19 protein-coding genes are annotated in these 17,122 nt (G+C 62.0%); 13 read left to right on the top strand and 6 right to left on the bottom strand.

Annotated features, from left to right (window positions below; all coding sequences use genetic code 11):
• Positions 1-24: 24 nt before the first annotated feature.
• On the top strand, positions 25-666 hold the full coding sequence (locus tag ACESNB_RS06760) for an SCO family protein (RefSeq protein ID WP_373005609.1): 642 nt from the start codon (positions 25-27) through the stop codon (positions 664-666).
• Positions 667-676: 10 nt separating this feature from the next.
• On the opposite strand, the gene ACESNB_RS06755 is transcribed toward ACESNB_RS06760, so the two are convergent.
• Positions 677-1,459, bottom strand: a complete 783-nt coding sequence (locus tag ACESNB_RS06755; RefSeq protein WP_373005607.1) for a 3-hydroxybutyrate dehydrogenase — start codon at positions 1,457-1,459, stop codon at positions 677-679.
• A gap of 96 nt (positions 1,460-1,555) precedes the next feature.
• Here ACESNB_RS06755 and ACESNB_RS06750 point away from each other — a divergent pair, with 96 nt between their 5' ends.
• The 6 genes from ACESNB_RS06750 to ACESNB_RS06725 all read left to right on the top strand — a co-directional run bounded on the left by ACESNB_RS06750 (position 1,556) and on the right by ACESNB_RS06725 (position 7,467).
• A complete protein-coding gene (locus tag ACESNB_RS06750) occupies positions 1,556-1,987 on the top strand; it encodes a DUF350 domain-containing protein (RefSeq protein ID WP_373005605.1) in 432 nt (143 codons plus the stop codon).
• Positions 1,988-2,008: 21 nt separating this feature from the next.
• Positions 2,009-2,830, top strand: coding sequence for a trypsin-like peptidase domain-containing protein (locus ACESNB_RS06745; RefSeq protein ID WP_373005602.1), 822 nt, complete (start codon positions 2,009-2,011; stop codon positions 2,828-2,830).
• Entirely contained in the window at positions 2,827-3,738 is a 912-nt protein-coding gene (gene pyrF / locus ACESNB_RS06740) for an orotidine-5'-phosphate decarboxylase (RefSeq protein WP_373005600.1), read from the top strand. The genes ACESNB_RS06745 and pyrF overlap by 4 nt, the downstream gene beginning before the upstream one ends.
• Positions 3,739-3,843: 105 nt before the next feature.
• Complete coding sequence (locus ACESNB_RS06735; protein WP_373005598.1) at positions 3,844-6,000, top strand: PQQ-dependent dehydrogenase, methanol/ethanol family; 2,157 nt, start codon at positions 3,844-3,846, stop codon at positions 5,998-6,000.
• A gap of 19 nt (positions 6,001-6,019) precedes the next feature.
• Positions 6,020-6,595 (top strand): hypothetical protein, encoded by a 576-nt coding sequence (locus ACESNB_RS06730; RefSeq protein WP_373005596.1) that lies wholly within the window; start codon positions 6,020-6,022, stop codon positions 6,593-6,595.
• Positions 6,596-6,642: 47 nt separating this feature from the next.
• The gene (locus tag ACESNB_RS06725) at positions 6,643-7,467 is read left to right on the top strand and encodes a sulfotransferase family protein (RefSeq protein ID WP_373005594.1); all 825 of its coding nucleotides are present in this window, start codon (positions 6,643-6,645) and stop codon (positions 7,465-7,467) included.
• Here the strand turns inward: ACESNB_RS06725 and ACESNB_RS06720 are convergent.
• Together ACESNB_RS06720 and ACESNB_RS06715 are read right to left on the bottom strand one after the other, a co-directional pair.
• Complete coding sequence (locus ACESNB_RS06720) at positions 7,451-8,131, bottom strand: glutathione S-transferase family protein (RefSeq protein ID WP_373005592.1); 681 nt, start codon at positions 8,129-8,131, stop codon at positions 7,451-7,453. The genes ACESNB_RS06725 and ACESNB_RS06720 overlap by 17 nt on opposite strands.
• A complete protein-coding gene (locus tag ACESNB_RS06715; RefSeq protein WP_373005590.1) occupies positions 8,128-8,427 on the bottom strand; it encodes a YciI family protein in 300 nt (99 codons plus the stop codon). The genes ACESNB_RS06720 and ACESNB_RS06715 overlap by 4 nt, the downstream gene beginning before the upstream one ends.
• 137 nt (positions 8,428-8,564) lie before the next feature.
• On the opposite strand from ACESNB_RS06715, the gene ACESNB_RS06710 reads away from it, so the two are divergent.
• A complete protein-coding gene (locus ACESNB_RS06710; RefSeq protein ID WP_373005588.1) occupies positions 8,565-9,170 on the top strand; it encodes a TetR/AcrR family transcriptional regulator in 606 nt (201 codons plus the stop codon).
• A gap of 240 nt (positions 9,171-9,410) precedes the next feature.
• Here ACESNB_RS06710 and tsaD read toward each other — a convergent pair whose 3' ends face one another.
• Positions 9,411-10,517, bottom strand: coding sequence for a tRNA (adenosine(37)-N6)-threonylcarbamoyltransferase complex transferase subunit TsaD (gene tsaD / locus ACESNB_RS06705; protein WP_373005586.1), 1,107 nt, complete (start codon positions 10,515-10,517; stop codon positions 9,411-9,413).
• Between the two features lie 292 nt (positions 10,518-10,809).
• Positions 10,810-11,946 (bottom strand): hypothetical protein, encoded by a 1,137-nt coding sequence (locus tag ACESNB_RS06700; protein WP_373005584.1) that lies wholly within the window; start codon positions 11,944-11,946, stop codon positions 10,810-10,812.
• Between ACESNB_RS06700 and ACESNB_RS06695 the strand changes: the two genes are divergently transcribed.
• Entirely contained in the window at positions 11,936-12,082 is a 147-nt protein-coding gene (locus ACESNB_RS06695) for a hypothetical protein (protein WP_373005582.1), read from the top strand. The genes ACESNB_RS06700 and ACESNB_RS06695 overlap by 11 nt on opposite strands.
• Before the next feature lie 464 nt (positions 12,083-12,546).
• Complete coding sequence (locus tag ACESNB_RS06690; RefSeq protein WP_373005580.1) at positions 12,547-13,092, top strand: hypothetical protein; 546 nt, start codon at positions 12,547-12,549, stop codon at positions 13,090-13,092.
• 352 nt (positions 13,093-13,444) lie between these two features.
• On the opposite strand, the gene lepA is transcribed toward ACESNB_RS06690, so the two are convergent.
• Positions 13,445-15,250 carry a translation elongation factor 4 gene (lepA, locus tag ACESNB_RS06685; RefSeq protein ID WP_373005578.1) on the bottom strand — a complete coding sequence of 602 codons (1,806 nt, stop codon included), beginning with the start codon at positions 15,248-15,250 and terminating at the stop codon, positions 13,445-13,447.
• A gap of 182 nt (positions 15,251-15,432) precedes the next feature.
• Between lepA and ACESNB_RS06680 the strand changes: the two genes are divergently transcribed.
• From ACESNB_RS06680 to ACESNB_RS06670, 3 genes are read left to right on the top strand one after another with little or no spacing between them, the layout of a single operon-like run.
• Complete coding sequence (locus ACESNB_RS06680) at positions 15,433-15,684, top strand: hypothetical protein (protein ID WP_373005576.1); 252 nt, start codon at positions 15,433-15,435, stop codon at positions 15,682-15,684.
• A 54-nt stretch (positions 15,685-15,738) separates the two neighbouring features.
• Complete coding sequence (locus ACESNB_RS06675; RefSeq protein ID WP_373005574.1) at positions 15,739-16,323, top strand: hypothetical protein; 585 nt, start codon at positions 15,739-15,741, stop codon at positions 16,321-16,323.
• On the top strand, positions 16,324-17,097 hold the full coding sequence (locus ACESNB_RS06670) for a hypothetical protein (protein ID WP_373005572.1): 774 nt from the start codon (positions 16,324-16,326) through the stop codon (positions 17,095-17,097).
• Positions 17,098-17,122 lie beyond the last annotated feature (25 nt).

Below are 17,122 nucleotides of genomic sequence, written 5' to 3'. Positions count from 1 at the left end.
GGGCATTCCCGGCATATCGCTACCATGTTCCCTTTCCGCACCCTCCTCGTCGTGTTCGGCACCCTTGCCGCCACCGCCTGCTCCCCCTCAGCACCCTCGTCCGACACCGCCGCGGCACCCGCAGCGCCTCGCTCCGGCGGGGTCAAATCCGGGTGCCTCAGTCGCGCCTATCCGGAGATCGGCGGGCCCATCTCGCTCGTCTCGCACACCGGCGAAACGGTCACCGAGGACACGTTCAAAGGCCGTGCGACCTTGATTTATTTCGGATTTACCTATTGTCCGGACGTCTGCCCGATGACGCTGGTCAGCATCGCGCGCGCCTACAAGATGCTGCCGGAAGGCATGGCGCCGCCCCAGACCCTCCTGATCTCGGTCGATCCCGCACGCGACACGCCCGAAACGCTCGCCCAATACGTAACAACCGCTGCGTTTCCCGACAATCTGGTCGGCCTGACGGGCACCAAAGACCAGGTCCGCGCTGCAGCCGATTCCTTCATCGCCGACTATTCGCGCATCGACGATGACAGCAGTTCAGCCGGTTACACGATGGACCATACGAGCCTGCTCTATCTGATGGATGCGGACTGGAAGCTGAAGACCTTCTTCACGCACGAAGACACCAGCGAAACGATCGCCGCGTGCCTGACTGAAGTTCTGCAAGAGTAGCGGCTGACGCCTATTCGGCCGTCCAGCCGCCATCAATCGACAGTTCCGCGCCATTTATCTGGTCGGCGTCCGGCGAGCACAGGAAGGCGGCAAAGCCTGCTATCTGCTCCACCGTGACGAATTCCTTGGTGGGTTGGGCCTCGAGGATCACGTCTTTGATCACTTGTTCCCGGGTCATCCCGCGCGCCTTGGCGGTATCGGCGATCTGGCCGTCGACCAGCGGCGTATGGACATAGCCGGGGCAAATCAGGTTGCAGCGCACACCATGTTTCGCGCCTTCGAGGGCCGTCACCTTGGTCAGGCCGGCCAGGCCGTGCTTGGCCGTGACATAGGCGGACTTGAAGGGAGAGGCGACCTTGGCATGGGCGCTGCCTGTATTGAGGATACGGCCCCAGCCTTTTTCCTTCATCCCGGGAAGCGCCATGCGCGTCGTGTGAAACGCGGCAGTCAGGTTGAGCGCGATAATGAGATCCCACTTTGCAACGGGAAAGTCCTCGATTGGCGCGACATATTGAACGCCTGCATTGTTGACGAGGATATCTGCACCGCCGAAATCGCGGGCGACATAGCCCATCATACCTTCAATCGCGTCTGGGTTGGTGAGATCAGCGCCCGAATAGCCGACCTTTACCCCGAATTCTTTAGCCAGACCGGCCCGCTCTGCTTCAATCGCGGCTTCGTCCCCGAATCCGTTGAGTACGACATTGCATCCTTCGCGTGCAAGGCGGGTCGCAATCGCCATTCCGATACCGCTCGTCGAGCCGGTGACGAGTGCAGTTTTTCCGCTCAGCATGATGATGTCTCCTTGAGGCGCAGGCGCGCTGTGTTTAGGTATAAGGGCGGCCTCGGGAGGGCCTCGGACAATATGTGTTCAAGATAGGCGGGTTCAATGGACGGTGAAATTGGTGCTTTTGTAGAGGCGTTTCCGCGCTTCCTGATCTGGACTGCATCTGCAGGTGCTATGTTGGTTGTCGCAAGCACTATCTACGTGTTGCTGACGCCATGGAAAGAACTTGCACTCGTAAAAGGCGGCAACGCCTCTGCGGGTTTGGCGCTGGCAGGTGCGATTACGGGACTCGCAATACCCATCGCGTCGACGCTGGCATCGAGTGTGTCCTTGTTCGACCTCTTGATATGGGGCGTGATTGCCCTGTTGCTCCAGTTGATCGTTTACCGGCTCGTGGACGTTTTGCTGCGCGACATTCCGCAGCGGATCGAGCAGGATCAGGCTGGCGCGGCGATTGTGCTGATTGCCGCAAAGATTTCGTCGGCGCTGATTCTGGCGGCCGGATTGTGGGACCCGGCCCTGCAAAGGTTTTGAGTTGAGGAGACGCACGCACAAATGAGGTCGTTTGATTGGGTCCTTTATCTTCTGGTATTCAGCGCCGTGGTCTGGACGTTGTTTGCCAACGAGAACAACGCTGATGCGCCTGAATCGCCTCCTACAGTGCTCGAATCGGACGGCCCGACATTGCCGCCGCCCTCCATCCTCGATGAGCAGATACTGGTCCAGGTTGACTCCCCGAAGGATGGTATCGGCACGGCTTTTGCAGTCAATAATTCCGGTGACTGGATTACGGCGCGTCATGTCGTTGAAGGCTGTAACAGCGTTGGCCTGCTGGTGGCGCCCGACCAATATGTCCCGGCTGCAAGCGTTACGGTTGATCCCGACCATGACCTTGCCCTCATTTCGACCGGCCGTAGCCCGGCTTCAGTGAAGCTCGCTCTCGGTGCGCCGCTGCGCGTCGGCGACGAAGGCTATCATGTCGGCTATCCGCAAGGCCGGCCGGGTGAAGTGGCGACCAAGCTTCTGTCGCGATCCAAGCTCATCACACGCGGACGTCGCGATGGCGCCGAGCCGATCCTCGCCTGGGCCGAAATCGGGCGCACCCAAGGCCTCATCGGTACGCTTGGCGGCATCTCTGGCGGTCCTGTCTTCGACAAGGATGGCGGCGTACGCGGCGTCATCGTTGCTGAAAGCCCGCGCCGGGGCCGGATATACACCGCTGCGCCGTCCTCCGTTGAGGCGTTCCTCACCAGTCTGGATGTGTCGACCGTTGAAGGTCCCCATGAGGCGTTTACGGTGAACACTTACGGGCCGCAATCTGACAATGTCCGCCGCCGGCTTCAGGTAGTGAAGGTTGCCTGCCAGGTGCGGCCATGAGCGATTTTGCTAGCCGCCTGATCACCGCCGCCCGCACACTGGGCCCGCTCTGTGTGGGAATTGATCCGCATGCCGGACGTGTGCCCGCTCTGTTCGGCGGTGACACGCCAGACGGGCTGGCGCGCTGGGGTGAAGCCATCATCGCACAGGTTGTCGGCCGGGCCGGAATCATCAAGCCGCAAGTTGGCCTGTTCGAGCGTCTCGGTCCCGACGGCATGCGCGCACTGCAGATTGTGTGCGAAGCGGCGCGCAATGCGGGCCTGATCGTGATCGCAGATGCCAAGCGCGGCGATATAGGATCGACCGCGGAAGGGTATGCCCAGGCCTATCTTGGCAAGGCCGCCCCGTTTCCCTGTGATGCCGTCACCGTAAACCCCTATATGGGGATCGACACGTTGGAACCGTTCCTGTCGGCGGCGGAATCCAATGGCAAGGGCGTGGTCGTGCTGACGCGTACGTCCAATCCCGGATCGGCGGATTTCCAGATGCAGGACATGGGCGGTGCGCCCCTCTATGCGCGTGTCGTGGAGGCCCTTCAGCCCGCGATCCAGCGACTTGAAGGTGCGGACGGCTGGTCCAGCCTCATGCTCGTCGCGGGTGCAACTGGGCCCGATGAGGCGCGCAAGTTGCGGCAGCTGGCGCCGAAGTGCCTGTTCCTCGTGCCCGGTTACGGCGCGCAAGGCAGCGGCGCGCAGGATGCGCTGGCCGGTTTTGTCAGGCGCGGCAATCACCTTGAGGGCGGCGTGGTGAATACCTCCCGGTCCGTGAACTTCCCGGACGGCGCCGCATCGGCAGGCAATCTCGCTGAATGGAAATCGGCCATTGCGCAGGCGATCGACGCCGCGCAGGCCGATCTCACCGCGCTCAGCGGTGTAGCCGAACGATCCGGCACATTGGCGGGCAACTGACCTAGCGACAGACCTCGACAATTGCGGTAGAAGGGCTAGCCTAACCACTAATCATCAAAAGCGGCACCAGACCGCCATACTCAAACCGAGGGGAGACACCAGGCCATGACTCATTGGCGTTCATTCATCATGGCGGGAGGCGCATTGGCGCTGCTCGCGGGCTGTGCCCCGAAAGAGAAGGCCGAAGTGGCCGAAAAGCCTGTGGAAGCAGCCTTCGCCGCCGTCGACACAAATCGTATCGCGACGGCCAGTGGCGGCGCCGAATGGCTCACCTATGGCGGCACCTATGACGAGCAGCGGTTTTCGACGCTGACCGGAATCAATACCGAAAATGTCGGGCGCCTCGGCGTTGCCTGGACTCACGATCTCGACACCAATCGCGGTGTTGAGGCGACGCCAATTGTTGTCGACGGCGTCATGTATGTCACGTCGGCCTGGTCCATAGTCTACGCGCTTGATGCCAAGACAGGCGACGCGCTGTGGACCTACGACCCGGATGTTGACCGCGCCGTGGGTGTGAAAGCCTGCTGCGATGTGGTCAACCGCGGTGTCGCGGTCCTCGATGGCAAGGTCTATGTCGGCGTGATCGACGGTCGGCTTGAAGCATTGAACGCGAAAACCGGCGAACGGGTCTGGAGCACGGTCACCGTCGACCAGGCCAAGCCTTATACAATAACCGGCGCACCGCGCGTGGTGAACGGCAAGGTGCTGATCGGCAATGGCGGCGCCGAGCTTGGCGTGCGCGGTTACCTGACCGCCTATGATGCGGCGACCGGCAAAAAACTGTGGCGCTTCTACACGGTGCCGAACCCGAAAAAGCAACCCGACAATGAAGCCTCGGACAAGGCTTTCGAATCCGTGGGCAATGTCACCTGGGGTGACGAGGGCGCATGGGTCACCGATGGCGGCGGCGGCACGGTCTGGGATTCCATCGTCTACGATACGGTCAACGACCAGATCATTTTCGGTGTCGGCAACGGGTCGCCATGGAACCGCACGTTCCGCGACCCCGCCGGCGGCGACAACCTGTTCCTGTCCTCGATCGTCGCGGTCGATGCCAATACGGGTGAATACAAATGGCATTTCCAGACCACGCCCGGCGACAACTGGGACTACACGGCCACCCAGTCGATCATTCTGGCAGACCTGCCGCTTGGCGAAGATGGCGCGCCGCGCCGTGTCGCCATGCAGGCTCCCAAGAACGGGTTCTTCTATGTCCTGGATGCCGCCACGGGCGAGTACCTTTCGGGCGATGCGTTCGTGCCACTGAACTGGGCAACCGGTCTCGACGAGAACGGACGGCCGATGGAGGTGGCTGCGGCCCGCTATGGCAAGGAGCCTCACCAGCAACTGCCCGGCCCCCTTGGCGCGCATAACTGGCACCCAATGGCCTACAGCCCAGAAACCGGTCTGGCCTATATCCCGGCGCAGGAAATCCCGCAGGCCTATGCGGAAGATCCCAGGTTCGGCACCAAGACGATCGGCTGGAATACCGGCGCCGACTTCTCGTCGGGAATCCCGCCAATTGCCCCGCCTGACGTCGCCAAGTTCCTTCGCTCAACCCTCAAGGGCCGCCTGATTGCGTGGGATCCGGTCAAGCAGGAACCCCGCTGGACCGTGGAGCATGAGAATGCGTGGAATGGCGGCGTGCTGTCGACGGCGGGCAATCTCGTCTTCCAGGGCAAGCTGAATGGCGAGTTTGTCGCCTACAATGCTGCAACCGGCGAAAAATTGTGGAGCCAGAACGTCAAGTCGGGCGCCGCATCCGGCCCCGGCACCTATCTGATCGACGGCGAGCAATACGTGACGATCACGACCGGCTGGGGCAGTGCGTTCGCCCTCGCCGCCGGCTATGCTTATGACCCGGCGGTGCCGTCGACTGTCGGCAAGGTGGTCACGTTCAAGATCGGTGGCGCCGGCCTTATCGCCGACGCTGATTTTACGCCGATCGAGCGGACCGCCAAGGCTGATGTCTTCGGTGACGAAGCGATGATCGCACAGGGCGCGGTGGCCTTCTCGCGCAATTGCATGGTCTGCCATGGCGCGCTCGCAGCCAGTTCCGGCGTGCTGCCGGACCTGCGCTGGTCGGCCATCACGGGCAACCCCGAAGCCTGGAAGGGCGTCGTGCTCGACGGCAACCTCGCAGCCAATGGCATGGTGTCGTTCTCCGAATACCTGACGCCCGAGGAAACCGAAGCTATCCGCGCCTACGTCCTCGCGCAGGCCCACGCCATCGCAGACCCCGCAGGTGGCGGGCAGTAACGCCTAAGACTCATTGGGTGTGGCGCGTCCCTTCGGGGCGCGCTACACTTTTTTGATGCAGTTCCTGATCGGCATTCTTGGTATTCTGGTGGCTATCGGCGTTTGGTCGTGGCGGCTGCGCATGGCCCGCGATGGTGCGCGTGAAGCGGTTGATCTGGCGCGGTCCGCCGCCAACCTGCCGCGGCGTCTCGCCTTCAAGTACCGGGTCGGCCGAAATGGCCTCGACCTGATCGACGATCCCCGCGAGGCGGCCGCCATCATGATGATGGAAGTCGCCCGCGCCCGCGGCGGCCCGCTGACCGACCGGCAAAGCGACACCATCTCCGACGAGATCATGCGCCAATTCAGCTTCTCTCAGGACGAAGCCCATGAACTGGTCGCGCATGCGGCATGGGTCACGAACAAGGCGCCCCTGCCACAGGAAACCATGCGCCGTCTCAGCCAGAAGATCGTCGGCGACGGCTATCTCGGCCCGAAGGAAGTGGTCGATCTCGACGGCATGCTCGAGGCGGTCTCCGAGGCGGAAGGCACGCCCACGCGCGACCAGTTGGCGCTGCTGCAAGTGTATCGCGATCGGGCTGGCCTCAAGACATGAGTTCCGCACCCGTTGCGCTCTGGCGTGTCTGAGGCTAGGCCCCCCGCATGATCGAGACCCTTCCTGCCGCCTACCGCGCCCGCGTTCGCAACGACAACTGGAACAATTATTCCATGCTGCGCCATGGCGCTTTCGACGGCATGCTGGTGACGTCAAAGAACTCCGGCACGCACTGGCTGAAATACATGCTGGCGATTGCGATTGCCGACACGCATGGCATCGCGCGGCCGAAATATTTTTCGGAGAACGCGGTGCGGCCCTATATCGGCTGGCCCAAGGACAAGCTCACCTTTCCGGATATCCCGCGTCTCGCTTTCAGCCACACCATACCCCACCGCCTGGCGGACTGGGGCTGGGCCCGGCGCGCCGCCAACCTGCCGCCCTATGTGCTCGCCGTCCGGCATCCGATGGCCATTCTCGCCAGCCACCACGCCAAATGGGAATATGACATAAAGGTCGACTGGCTGGCCTATCTGAAAGGTGATCCGGGCGGCAAGCAATACCGATGCGACATCTACTGGCTCGCCCGGTTCTGGAATCGCTGGGGCGATGTCTGTGTCGATGCGCCCGGCCGGATTCTTACCGTCCATTACGAAGACACGCTGAAGGATGCGCGCGCGGTGCTGGAGGCCGTGGCGGCGCACTGGTCGCTCGACCTGACGCCCGGCGCAATCGATGCGGCGCTCGCAGCAGGCACGAAGGCAGAAATGGCAAAGCACACCGATCCGGACGCCGAGCCGAACGTGCTGCAAAATCGCAAGACCTCGCTCGCCGACCTGTTCACGGGTGAAGCGATGGACCTTTACCGGACACAGGTGAAAACGCTGTTCCGGCATGATCTCGGCTACGACCTGCTCAACCTACCGGCTTGAGGTACCCGCTGGACCGGCCATCCGGGCCATACTTGATCCACCACGGTTCGGCCTTTGCCTGTTCTTCCAGAACGCGGAATATCGGATCGCTCAGCACAGCGTCGGCATAGGCCTGCGCAATGGGGGTGAGGGGAAGGTTGTAGGTGCGAAAGCGGGTGACGACGGGCGTGTAGAACGCGTCGGCGGCGCTCCACTGGCCGAACAGGAACGGCCCGTCCTTGCCGAAGCGATCGCGCAGCTCGCACCAGAAGCCATCAATCCGGGCGATGTCGGCCTTCAGTCCGTCAGTCATCGCCGGGGTGGCATGGCGCGACCGGATGTCCATCGGGCACAGGCTGCGCAGGGCTGGAAAGCCGGCATGCATTTCTGAAGCGGCGGCGCGGGCCGCGGCACGCGCACTGGCGTCTTTGGGCCAGACCTGGCCGGGCGCGGCCCACTCGGCGATCCATTCGGTGATCGCGAGACTTTCCCAGATCGTCTGGCCGTCCCAGAGGAGGAGCGGCACCTTGGCGGTCGGGCTGATCTCTTTCAGTTTCGCGCGCGTGTCGGGAAAATCCAGCGGCACGACTACTTCTTCAACCGGCAGGCCGACACGGCGCGCGACCAGCAGGGGCCGGATCGACCAGCTGGAATAGTTCAGGTTGCCAAGGACGAGCTGTCTCATGCCGGCCTGCCGTCCCCGATGGACCAGCGGGTCTCACGGATGTCGACACGTTCGAATACGCCGGCCAACGCATAGGGGTCCTGCGACGACAGGGCCTTGGCGGCGGCGAGGCTTTCGGCCTGCACCAGGAAAATCGACCCGACCATCGTCTCGCCGTCATCCGCAAGCAGCGGCCCGGCCATGCGAACGACATCACCCAGGCCCACGGCCCATTCCAGATGCGCTGGGCGGGCCTTGGCGCGCAGTGCGGCACCGTCATCTTGTCTGTCGAGACAGTATAGGCAGAACAATGGCATGAGCGTCTCCTCGGAGCCTGGTTGAGTGTGCGAACCGCTATGGCATACTGCTGCGAGCTTTCCACTGCCACGCAAATCTGGCGAATGTGACCTGAATGAATCATTGATCCTTCAGAAATTAGTAGTATGGTTTTCGCATGAATGAAACAACAGACACCCGCGAGCAGATCCTGAATGCCGCCATGGAGCGCATTCATCACTACGGTTACGGCAAGACGACCATGTCGGAAATTGCCCGCGACTGCAGCATGTCTGCCGGCAATATCTACCGCTTCTTCGCTTCGAAGATCGACATTGCCGAGGCCATGGCGCGCAAGTTCAACGCCAAGGTCTTCGAGGATTACGCAGTCCTCGCGCGCAAGAAAAACTCAGCCTCTTCAAGGCTTCGCGAGTTTTTCGAGATGAGTCTCGAGCGGACGTTCAGCGCCATTGAAGAGGATGCAAAAATCCTTGAAGTTGCGAACGTACTCAAACAGGAACGCCCGCTCTATTTCAACGAGCAGATGGCCCAGGAGCGCGTTTACCTGGTGCAGATCCTGAATGATGGCATTCAGGCCGGTGAATTCCGCGCGCTCGACCGGCCGGAGGAAACGGCTGAATTCATGCAGTCTGCGCTGATGAAATTCCGCTTTCCGCAACTGTTTTCGGCGCTGTCCCTGCCGAAATTGCAGCGGGAGCTGGGTGGCGTTCTCGATCTTTTGCTGGCCTCTCTATCGTGTGGCGCCCATATGCCGGATCGATAGAAAACCTAAACGATGAATAAAATTGATATCGTTCATTGATTATTTTTCAGGGCCTGCTATATCAGAGTCATGGAAGACTATGGTGCCTTCCAAAAGACCCCGTGAAGAGCAATCCGATGACCCTCTCGAAAACTGAAGCCCGCCAATCCTTTTACGCCTTGATCGCAGCCGTGCCGTTCGCCGTTGCCATCTTCGCAGCCACGCTCGCCCTCGCTGAATTTGCAGTTTAGTGACGCCTGATCAGGCCTTGGCGCCCTTGAGCCCCGTGGCATAAGCTGGATCGAGCGTCGCCGACGCTTCATCCAGCGGCCACCGGGGTCTCGCCCCGGCGCCAAGGTCTCCGATCGCGTCGATCAGTCCGGCGGCCATCCGCTCGGCCCCGACAAGCGCGATCATCGCAGCATTGTCTGTACAGTGCCGCAAAGGCGGCGCGACAAGCTGCCCCCCGAACGCCGCTGCTTCCGTTTTCAGCGCCGTGCGGATCGCCTGGTTGGAGGCAACGCCGCCCGCCACGACGAAACGGATCGTTTCGCCTTCACCCGGATCAAAGCCTTCGAGTGCGCGCTGCGCCTTGCCCGCCAGCACGTCGCAGACGGCGGCTTGGAAACTGGCGCACAGGTCAGCGAGGCGCTTATCTGTCAGCGGCGCTTCGGCGGCGGCGCGGGCAACAGCGGTCTTCAGGCCGGCAAAGCTCATGTCGAGGCCGGGCCGGTTCATCAGCGGACGCGGGAAGCTGAAAGCCTTTGGATCACCGGATTTCGCCAACCGTTCCACGGCCGGGCCGCCCGGAAAGCCGAGGCCGAGCAATTTTGCCGTCTTGTCGAACGCCTCGCCCACGGCATCGTCAATCGTCGAGCCGAGGCGCTTGTAGTCGCCTAGCCCGCGCACCTCGAGGAACTGGCAATGCCCGCCGGACACCAGGAGCAACAGGTAAGGGAAAGGGCACGCGCCGCCGAGCCTTGGGCTCAGCGCATGGCCCTCAAGATGGTTCACCGCAATGAACGGCTTGCCCGCCGCCTGCGCGATGGCCTTGCCGGTCATCATGCCGACGAGCACGCCGCCGATCAGGCCGGGGCCGGACGTCGCCGCGACACCATCCAGTTCATCATAGTAAAGACCAGCATCCTTCATGGCGGCGGCCACCGTCTTGTCGGCAATCTCCGCATGCGCCCGCGCCGCAATCTCCGGCACCACGCCCTGATAGGGCGCATGCTCTTCCAGCTGCGTATGGATCACGTCGGCCAGCAGCGTCACGCGCCCATCCGCCAGCCGCAGCACAGCAGCAGCCGTCTCGTCGCAGGAAGATTCAATACCGAGGATGGTAAGCGAGCGGGTCATGGGGGGCATATAGCGCCGACAAGCGGGCGCGAGAAGGGACCACGGCAGCCGAACCGGGTCGTTAGCCGAAACACCCAGTTTCCCTATACGGTCTCCCGCAGCACCGCCGACCCATCAATCGGACAGAACGGGGCCTATCGTCGGTGAGCTGGCATTCAGGTGGTAATGAGACCGATAGAGCCCCCGTGTGACAACGGCCGTATCGGGAATGGTCTTATCAGCGCAGAAGTTTGTCGCAGGCGCGGGGCCGTCCAAGTAGGTCGTCCAATTCGCCGCGAACTTGTGATCGTGCCGGCAGAAATCAGACGTGGTCAACTGGTCCCAGCTGACCGTGCAGGTATAGGGCGGATCCCAATAGGTTGTGTTCGTTGTGGGAGAGCCGGCCCAGATATGATGATGCTCGCAAAATGTGTTCATCGTGATCGGTTCGGTACACTTCTGTTCCCTGGTCTGCCAGCCGAGATCGCGTAGCAATGAAACAGCGATATCCTTCCGATACGTCACCGTCAGGACGGGCTCCATCAATTCGCTTGGCGCAAAGCCCCGATCGAAATGGCTGACGAATGATCCAGGTGCCAGTGTGGTCGGTGCGTACATTTTCACGCGTGTGCCGCTCGACAGACAGCCCCTGCGTGAGCGTACCGATCCTGCATTGATTGGCCTTTGTCCCGTCCCAGAGCAGTTGCGCGGACGTGGCAGAATTCACGCGCTGTGCGGGAGTCATTTCCGGCCAGATTATGAATATGGCCGGATTAACGGATTGGCCGATCATCGTGTTATAGACAATGGGATCCCCATCGGCGCCCGAAATGAAGATGCCGGTTTTGAAGTTGGTACCGGTGGTGAAACCCAGGCCGTGCGCAATCTCATGCTCGGCAACTTGCACGAATGGTATGCGATTACCGGTTTCGGGACCCGGGGTTCCATACCACAATCCTTGCGTCAGGCAGTCAGGTGAGCCGACGGCGCCATTCATCTGGATGACAATATCTGGAGAGCCGGGGGAGAGGTCCGCGCCTGAGATCGAACGCGCGAGTGCAATCGGGCAGAAGGTGTTGGGACGGGGCACGTTCGCGAAATTTTCACGCAACTCTGAAGGCCGGGCCTGTCCGACCGGGCCGCGTGTGCTGGTGCATAATCCAGACGGAAAAGCCGGCATGCTGGCATCCACGGTAATGGTCAGTGCTTGCCGGGAGAGCAGTTCATCGCTCCAGTTGCTAGCTGCAGCCGCCATTGCGATGCGCCTTTGCTCGCCGAGGGTCGTGCCGGTATTTCCCTCAACAGGCGCGACGGGCGTGGTGTCGTAAAAACCCACTCCGGCAGGATCAGTATAATTAAATTCGAATGTGGGACTTATCGGCGTTTGGGCAGTGGCGCCCTGCAAGAGCAGCAACAGTGTGCCAGCCGCGAGGGCTGTTCTGGAAACCATGCGCAGCATTGTGCGTACCTATCCCCTTGATGTGCGGGATTCACTTTTCGGAATCGCCGTCGATTTCTTCCGTATCAACGCCTTCTGCATCGGCGCCGTCTTCCGCGACATCTACGAAAACGTAGGTAAAATGCCGGTCATCTAGGACGATCCGCTTCGATCCATCCTCAAGCGTTTCAACGACCGGAGGGGGGGGCGTTCCCGAGAGGTTGCCTGTTCGATGTTGGAGCCGCCGTAATCGCGTTCGGCATTGGACGTGCTGGTGGCCGTGCAGCCTGCCACGAGTGCCCCCCGGCAATGGCCGCCAAAATCCTGCCTGATCTTCCAAGTGAAAAGTCCACTGTTCGATCCCTTCAAATGGAGCCCGGCTAGAGAGACCGTGCTGCTCCTTCGGTAGCCGGATCATTGTTCAAATCAAAAGTAGAGTCAATATTCTATTTAACGGAGAATTAAAAACGCCATCTTTAGATGGCCGTCCGGTCGCTGAAACCGTCATCAAACTTCAGTGGTCGAACAAATGTGTGCTGCCGGCGCAGTGATACCCACCCTGCACTCCCTCTCTCCGCCCCCTTGTCCAACCCATACCCTGCCTGCGCTATACTGCTCCCCATGAGCCATCCGTCCGACATCATCCATCACGGCCTTGAACCGGCGCGGCTCGCGCTGACGAACATTATCGGCCTGACCAATATCCACCTACGCCCGCTGACCTTGCGGCGCAGTCTCAAGCGCCGCGCCTCGGGGCGGCTGAAACAGCTCGAGATCATCGTGCGGCGCCTGCCGACCTTGATGGCGCTGGCTCTCTCCCTGCCAGCGGTCCGGCCACGGACCGGCCTCACCCCTGCCACCCCCACGCCGCTCCCCGAGGGCGCCGAGATCGCCACCTTCCCGGCCCCGCGCCGTTTCGCCCTGTCGGGCCGGGTGCAGCCGGAGGCCGATCCCGACGCGCCCGCGCTTTTTCCCGGCAGTCTCCGGGCAAGCGGCCCGGTGGCCGCCGCGCCCTTCCTCGCCCGCCAGCAGGAATGCGGCGACCCCAGGCCCGCCGCCCTGACCATGGCCAGCGCCCACCGCCTCCGCCCCGAACTCGGCGCTATCGCCACGGCCCTGCTAGGCCTGCTCAACGCCGCGCTGGAAAAGTGGGACAATTCAAGCTGAATCCCCGCCTCAATCAGACAGGTTTGCCGGGCACCGGGAGGTGTTCCCGGAGGCGCCCGCAACTCTCCCCCCGAAGATACCTGCGAAAGCAGGTATCCATGGACGAATGTCGCCACGGGTGCCGGGGGGACATTCGTCCATGGACCCCTGCCTTCGCAGGGGTCTGCGGCAATGGAGAGTGGGATTCCCAAAGGGGCTCATCCTGAGCGAAGTCGAAGGACGAGCCCCGTGCTGACTGAAACCACCATATCCCGTGTTCCCGGCAAACGCCGGGACCTCAGGCCATTGGAGAAAGGGACAAGCGCCAAGAGACCCCGGCCTACGCCGGGGATACGGAAATGGGGAAGCCGCCCTAGTCGTGATCCATCCGAAGTGCCGCAACAAACGCTTCCTGCGGAATCTCGACCTTGCCGAACTGGCGCATACGCTGCTTGCCCTTCTTCTGTTTCTCCAGAAGCTTCTTCTTGCGAGTGGCGTCGCCGCCATAACATTTGGCGGTCACGTCCTTGCGCATGGCCGAGATAGTTTCGCGCGCCACGACCCGGCCACCGATGGCGGCCTGGATCGGGATCTTGAACATCTGGCGCGGGATCAGGTCTTTCAACCGTTCGCACATCTGCCGGCCCCGGCTCTCGGCGCGGTCACGGTGGACCAGCATGGCGAGGGCATCGACAGGTTCTTCATTGACGAGGATCTGCAGCTTGACGAGATTCTCGGCGCGGTGGCCAACGATCCCATAGTCGAAACTGGCATAGCCGCGGCTGATGGATTTCAGGCGATCATAGAAGTCGAACACCACCTCGTTGAGCGGCAATTCGTATTTCACCATCGCCCGGCCGCCGACATAGGAGAGCTCGGTCTGGATGCCGCGGCGGTCCTGACAGAGTTTCAGGATCGCGCCGAGATATTCGTCGGGCGTGAAGATCGTGGCGATGATCCATGGTTCGCGGATTTCGGCGACCTTGACCACATCCGGCATGTCGGCCGGGTTATGCAACTCGACTTCCGTACCGTCGGTCATGGTCAGCTCGTAGACCACGCTGGGGGCGGTCGCGATCAGGTCGAGGTCGAACCCTCGGCTGAGGCGTTCCTGGATGATTTCAAGGTGCAGCAGTCCGAGGAAGCCACAGCGGAAGCCCATGCCGAGCGCGGCGGAGGTTTCCATTTCCCAGGTGAAACTGGCATCGTTGAGGCGCAGCTTGCCCATGGCCGCGCGCAGGTCATCAAAGTCGCCGGCGTCCATCGGAAACAGGCCGCAGAAGACGACCGGCTGGACGTCCTTATAGCCCGGCAGGGCTTTTTCGCAGGGGCGCTTGTCCTCGGTAATCGTGTCGCCGACCGCCGTTTCGCCGACTTCCTTGATCGAGGCGACGAAATAGCCGACCTCGCCCGGGCCGAGCGCGTCGGTTTCGGTGAGCTTCGGGTTGAACGTGCCGACCTTGTCGATCTCGTAAACGCCGCCGGTGCGCATCATGCGGATCGTCTGCTTCGGCTTCAGCACGCCGTCATGCACCCGGACGACGACGACGACGCCGAGATATGGGTCGTAATAGGCGTCGACCAGCGCCGCCTTGAGTGGCTTGGTGGCATCGCCTTCGCGCGGTGGCGGCAGGTGTTTGACGATGGCTTCGAGGACATCGGGAATGCCGAGCCCTGTCTTGGCCGAGGTCTCGACCGCATCAGCCGTGTCGAGACCGATCAGGTCCTCGATCTGGTCCTTGACGCGCTGGACGTCGGCGGCGGGCAGGTCGACCTTGTTGAGGACGGGGAGGATTTCATGGTTCTGGTCGATCGCCTGGTAGACATTGGCGAGCGTCTGGGCCTCGACGCCCTGCGAGGCATCGACGACGAGCAGCGAGCCTTCGCAGGCGGCCAGGCACCGGCTGACCTCATAGGCAAAGTCGACATGGCCGGGCGTGTCCATCAGGTTCAGCGTATAGGTCTCGCCATCCTGCGCCGTGTAGCTGAGGCGCACGGTCTGGGCCTTGATCGTGATGCCGCGCTCTTTCTCGATATCCATCGTATCGAGTACTTGTTCGCTCATTTCACGGTCGGTCAGCCCGCCGCAGGCCTGGATCAGGCGGTCAGCGAGCGTCGACTTGCCGTGGTCGATATGGGCAATGATCGAGAAGTTCCGGATTTTGTCGCGTGGGGTCATGGGGCGCATATAGCGGCGCTTTACCCGCACGGGAAGTGGGCTTGGACGGCATGCCGGATGTGCGGTGGCGCGCTGCATCGCAGGTGTCGCTGGCATTTCGCCTTGAAGCTGCCACATGCTTCGCGCAAACATTAACACGGCTAAGGTGAAGGCGGGTCGAAAAGCTTGGGAACAATTGTCTGATGAGCACTGACACAACGGGCCGGTCGCCGTCCTCCCTTCAAGTCGTTCCGGGTCAGCCAAGCCTGACGCCGACCCCCATTCCCGATGCAGAGCCAAGCCCTGACGTCCCGGTGCCTGCGGGCACGGGCGCAGACATCCTCGAGCGCCAGTTCTCGCGCCGGATGGAAGCCGTCGAGACACGCTGGACCCCGCGGCAGGAGAGCCTGGCCAACCAGCTCCAGCACACGAATGAAACCTGGGACGATATCTAGGCCTCAGAACAACGTCAGCCGCGCTATTCCTCGGGCTGGTTCTACTGGCCGTTCATGGTCGCGCTCGCCGTGGCGGAAGTCCCGATCAATCGGTTCAGTTTCGAGCTTTTCTTTCAGGAAAGCCCTGCCGTGGCCCTTCTCGTATCCTTTCTGGTCGGCGGACTGCTTGTCACGCTGGCGCACCGGCTTGGCATGATCATGTGCCGGTTCGGGTACAATGCGCGGCGCAAGAACTGGTGGGGCGAAGCCATCCAAGTCGCCCTCGTCATCGCCCTGATCATTGCGCTAGCCTATGGCGTGTCGATCCTGCGGCAGGGCTATCTCGCCTTCATCACACAGCCTGAAATGGTCTTTGGCCAAGCGCTTGAGAGCCAGCAATATGGCGGCGCGGCGATTATTGCACTGAAGTCCGGCTTGGGTCTTGATGGCTGGATATTCATGCTGATCAATCTCGCGGTTGTCGCTGTCGGCGTTTCGGCCGCCTATTTCTGCCATGACCAGCATCCCGACTTTGAGAAGGTCGATCGCCAGAAGCGCAAACTCGAAAAACAGGCGGCGGCCATGCGGGCGAAACGTGCCGATGAAGAGGTCGTTGAGAAGCGCCGGTTTGCCAACCAGATGCGCAGGCTCGGCGCCTGAATGAAGCGACTATTTCTGGCAGTTGCACTGGTCCTGACAGGCTGTTCGGGCGGGTCGAATGAGGCCCCTTCGGCCGCGCAGGCCGCAGGCTATTGCGCCTTCGGGCAAACCTCGTCCCTGTTCCTGATCGACCAGACAACGCCCTATGACGATACTGATCGCGCCGTCATCACCGAGAGCATCGGCACCGTTGTCGACCAGCTGGGCCCCGGCGACCGGATCGTGCTTGCAACTATCGGCGAGCACTACACGCAGTCTTCGCGCCTGATCAATGCGTGCAAGCCGGGCTGTCCCGAGGGGCAGGGAGCGCTCGATTCCATGATGGGCGGCTGCAGCAGCATGAAGGCCCTGGCCGACAAGCGCCAGTTCATGGTCCAGCTGGCCCATACACTGGCCCCCGCCGTTCTGGGATCGGCCTCGGCTGACCATTCGGCGATCATGTCGACAATTGCGCAGTGGACGCAGGCACCGCCCGGCGGCCAGCCGTTTGCCCATGTCTATATCTTTTCCGACATGCTGGAGAACAGCCAGGCCGTGCCGTGGAGCGAATTCGGGTCGATGGAGCCGGACGCCGCGATGGCGCTGGCAGAGAAGTTTCGCTACCTGCCAGCCGTGCAAGGCGCGGACGTGCGGATTGTCGGCTTTGGCCGCTCGCACAATCCCGGTCGTCCGCCGCTCGATCCGGAGCTGGACGCGCGCTTGCGGGGTTTCTGGACCGACTATTTCCGCGCAGGTGGCGCCTCTGTGACGTTCGAAGGCGCGATCCGGAACTGATCCGCAACGAGCCGTGATGGCGCGC

This window comes from Hyphomonas sp. (assembly GCF_041689225.1).
In the GTDB taxonomy this organism is placed as follows: Bacteria; Pseudomonadota; Alphaproteobacteria; order Caulobacterales; family Hyphomonadaceae; genus Hyphomonas.
This window is presented reverse-complemented; position numbering and strand designations above follow the sequence as displayed.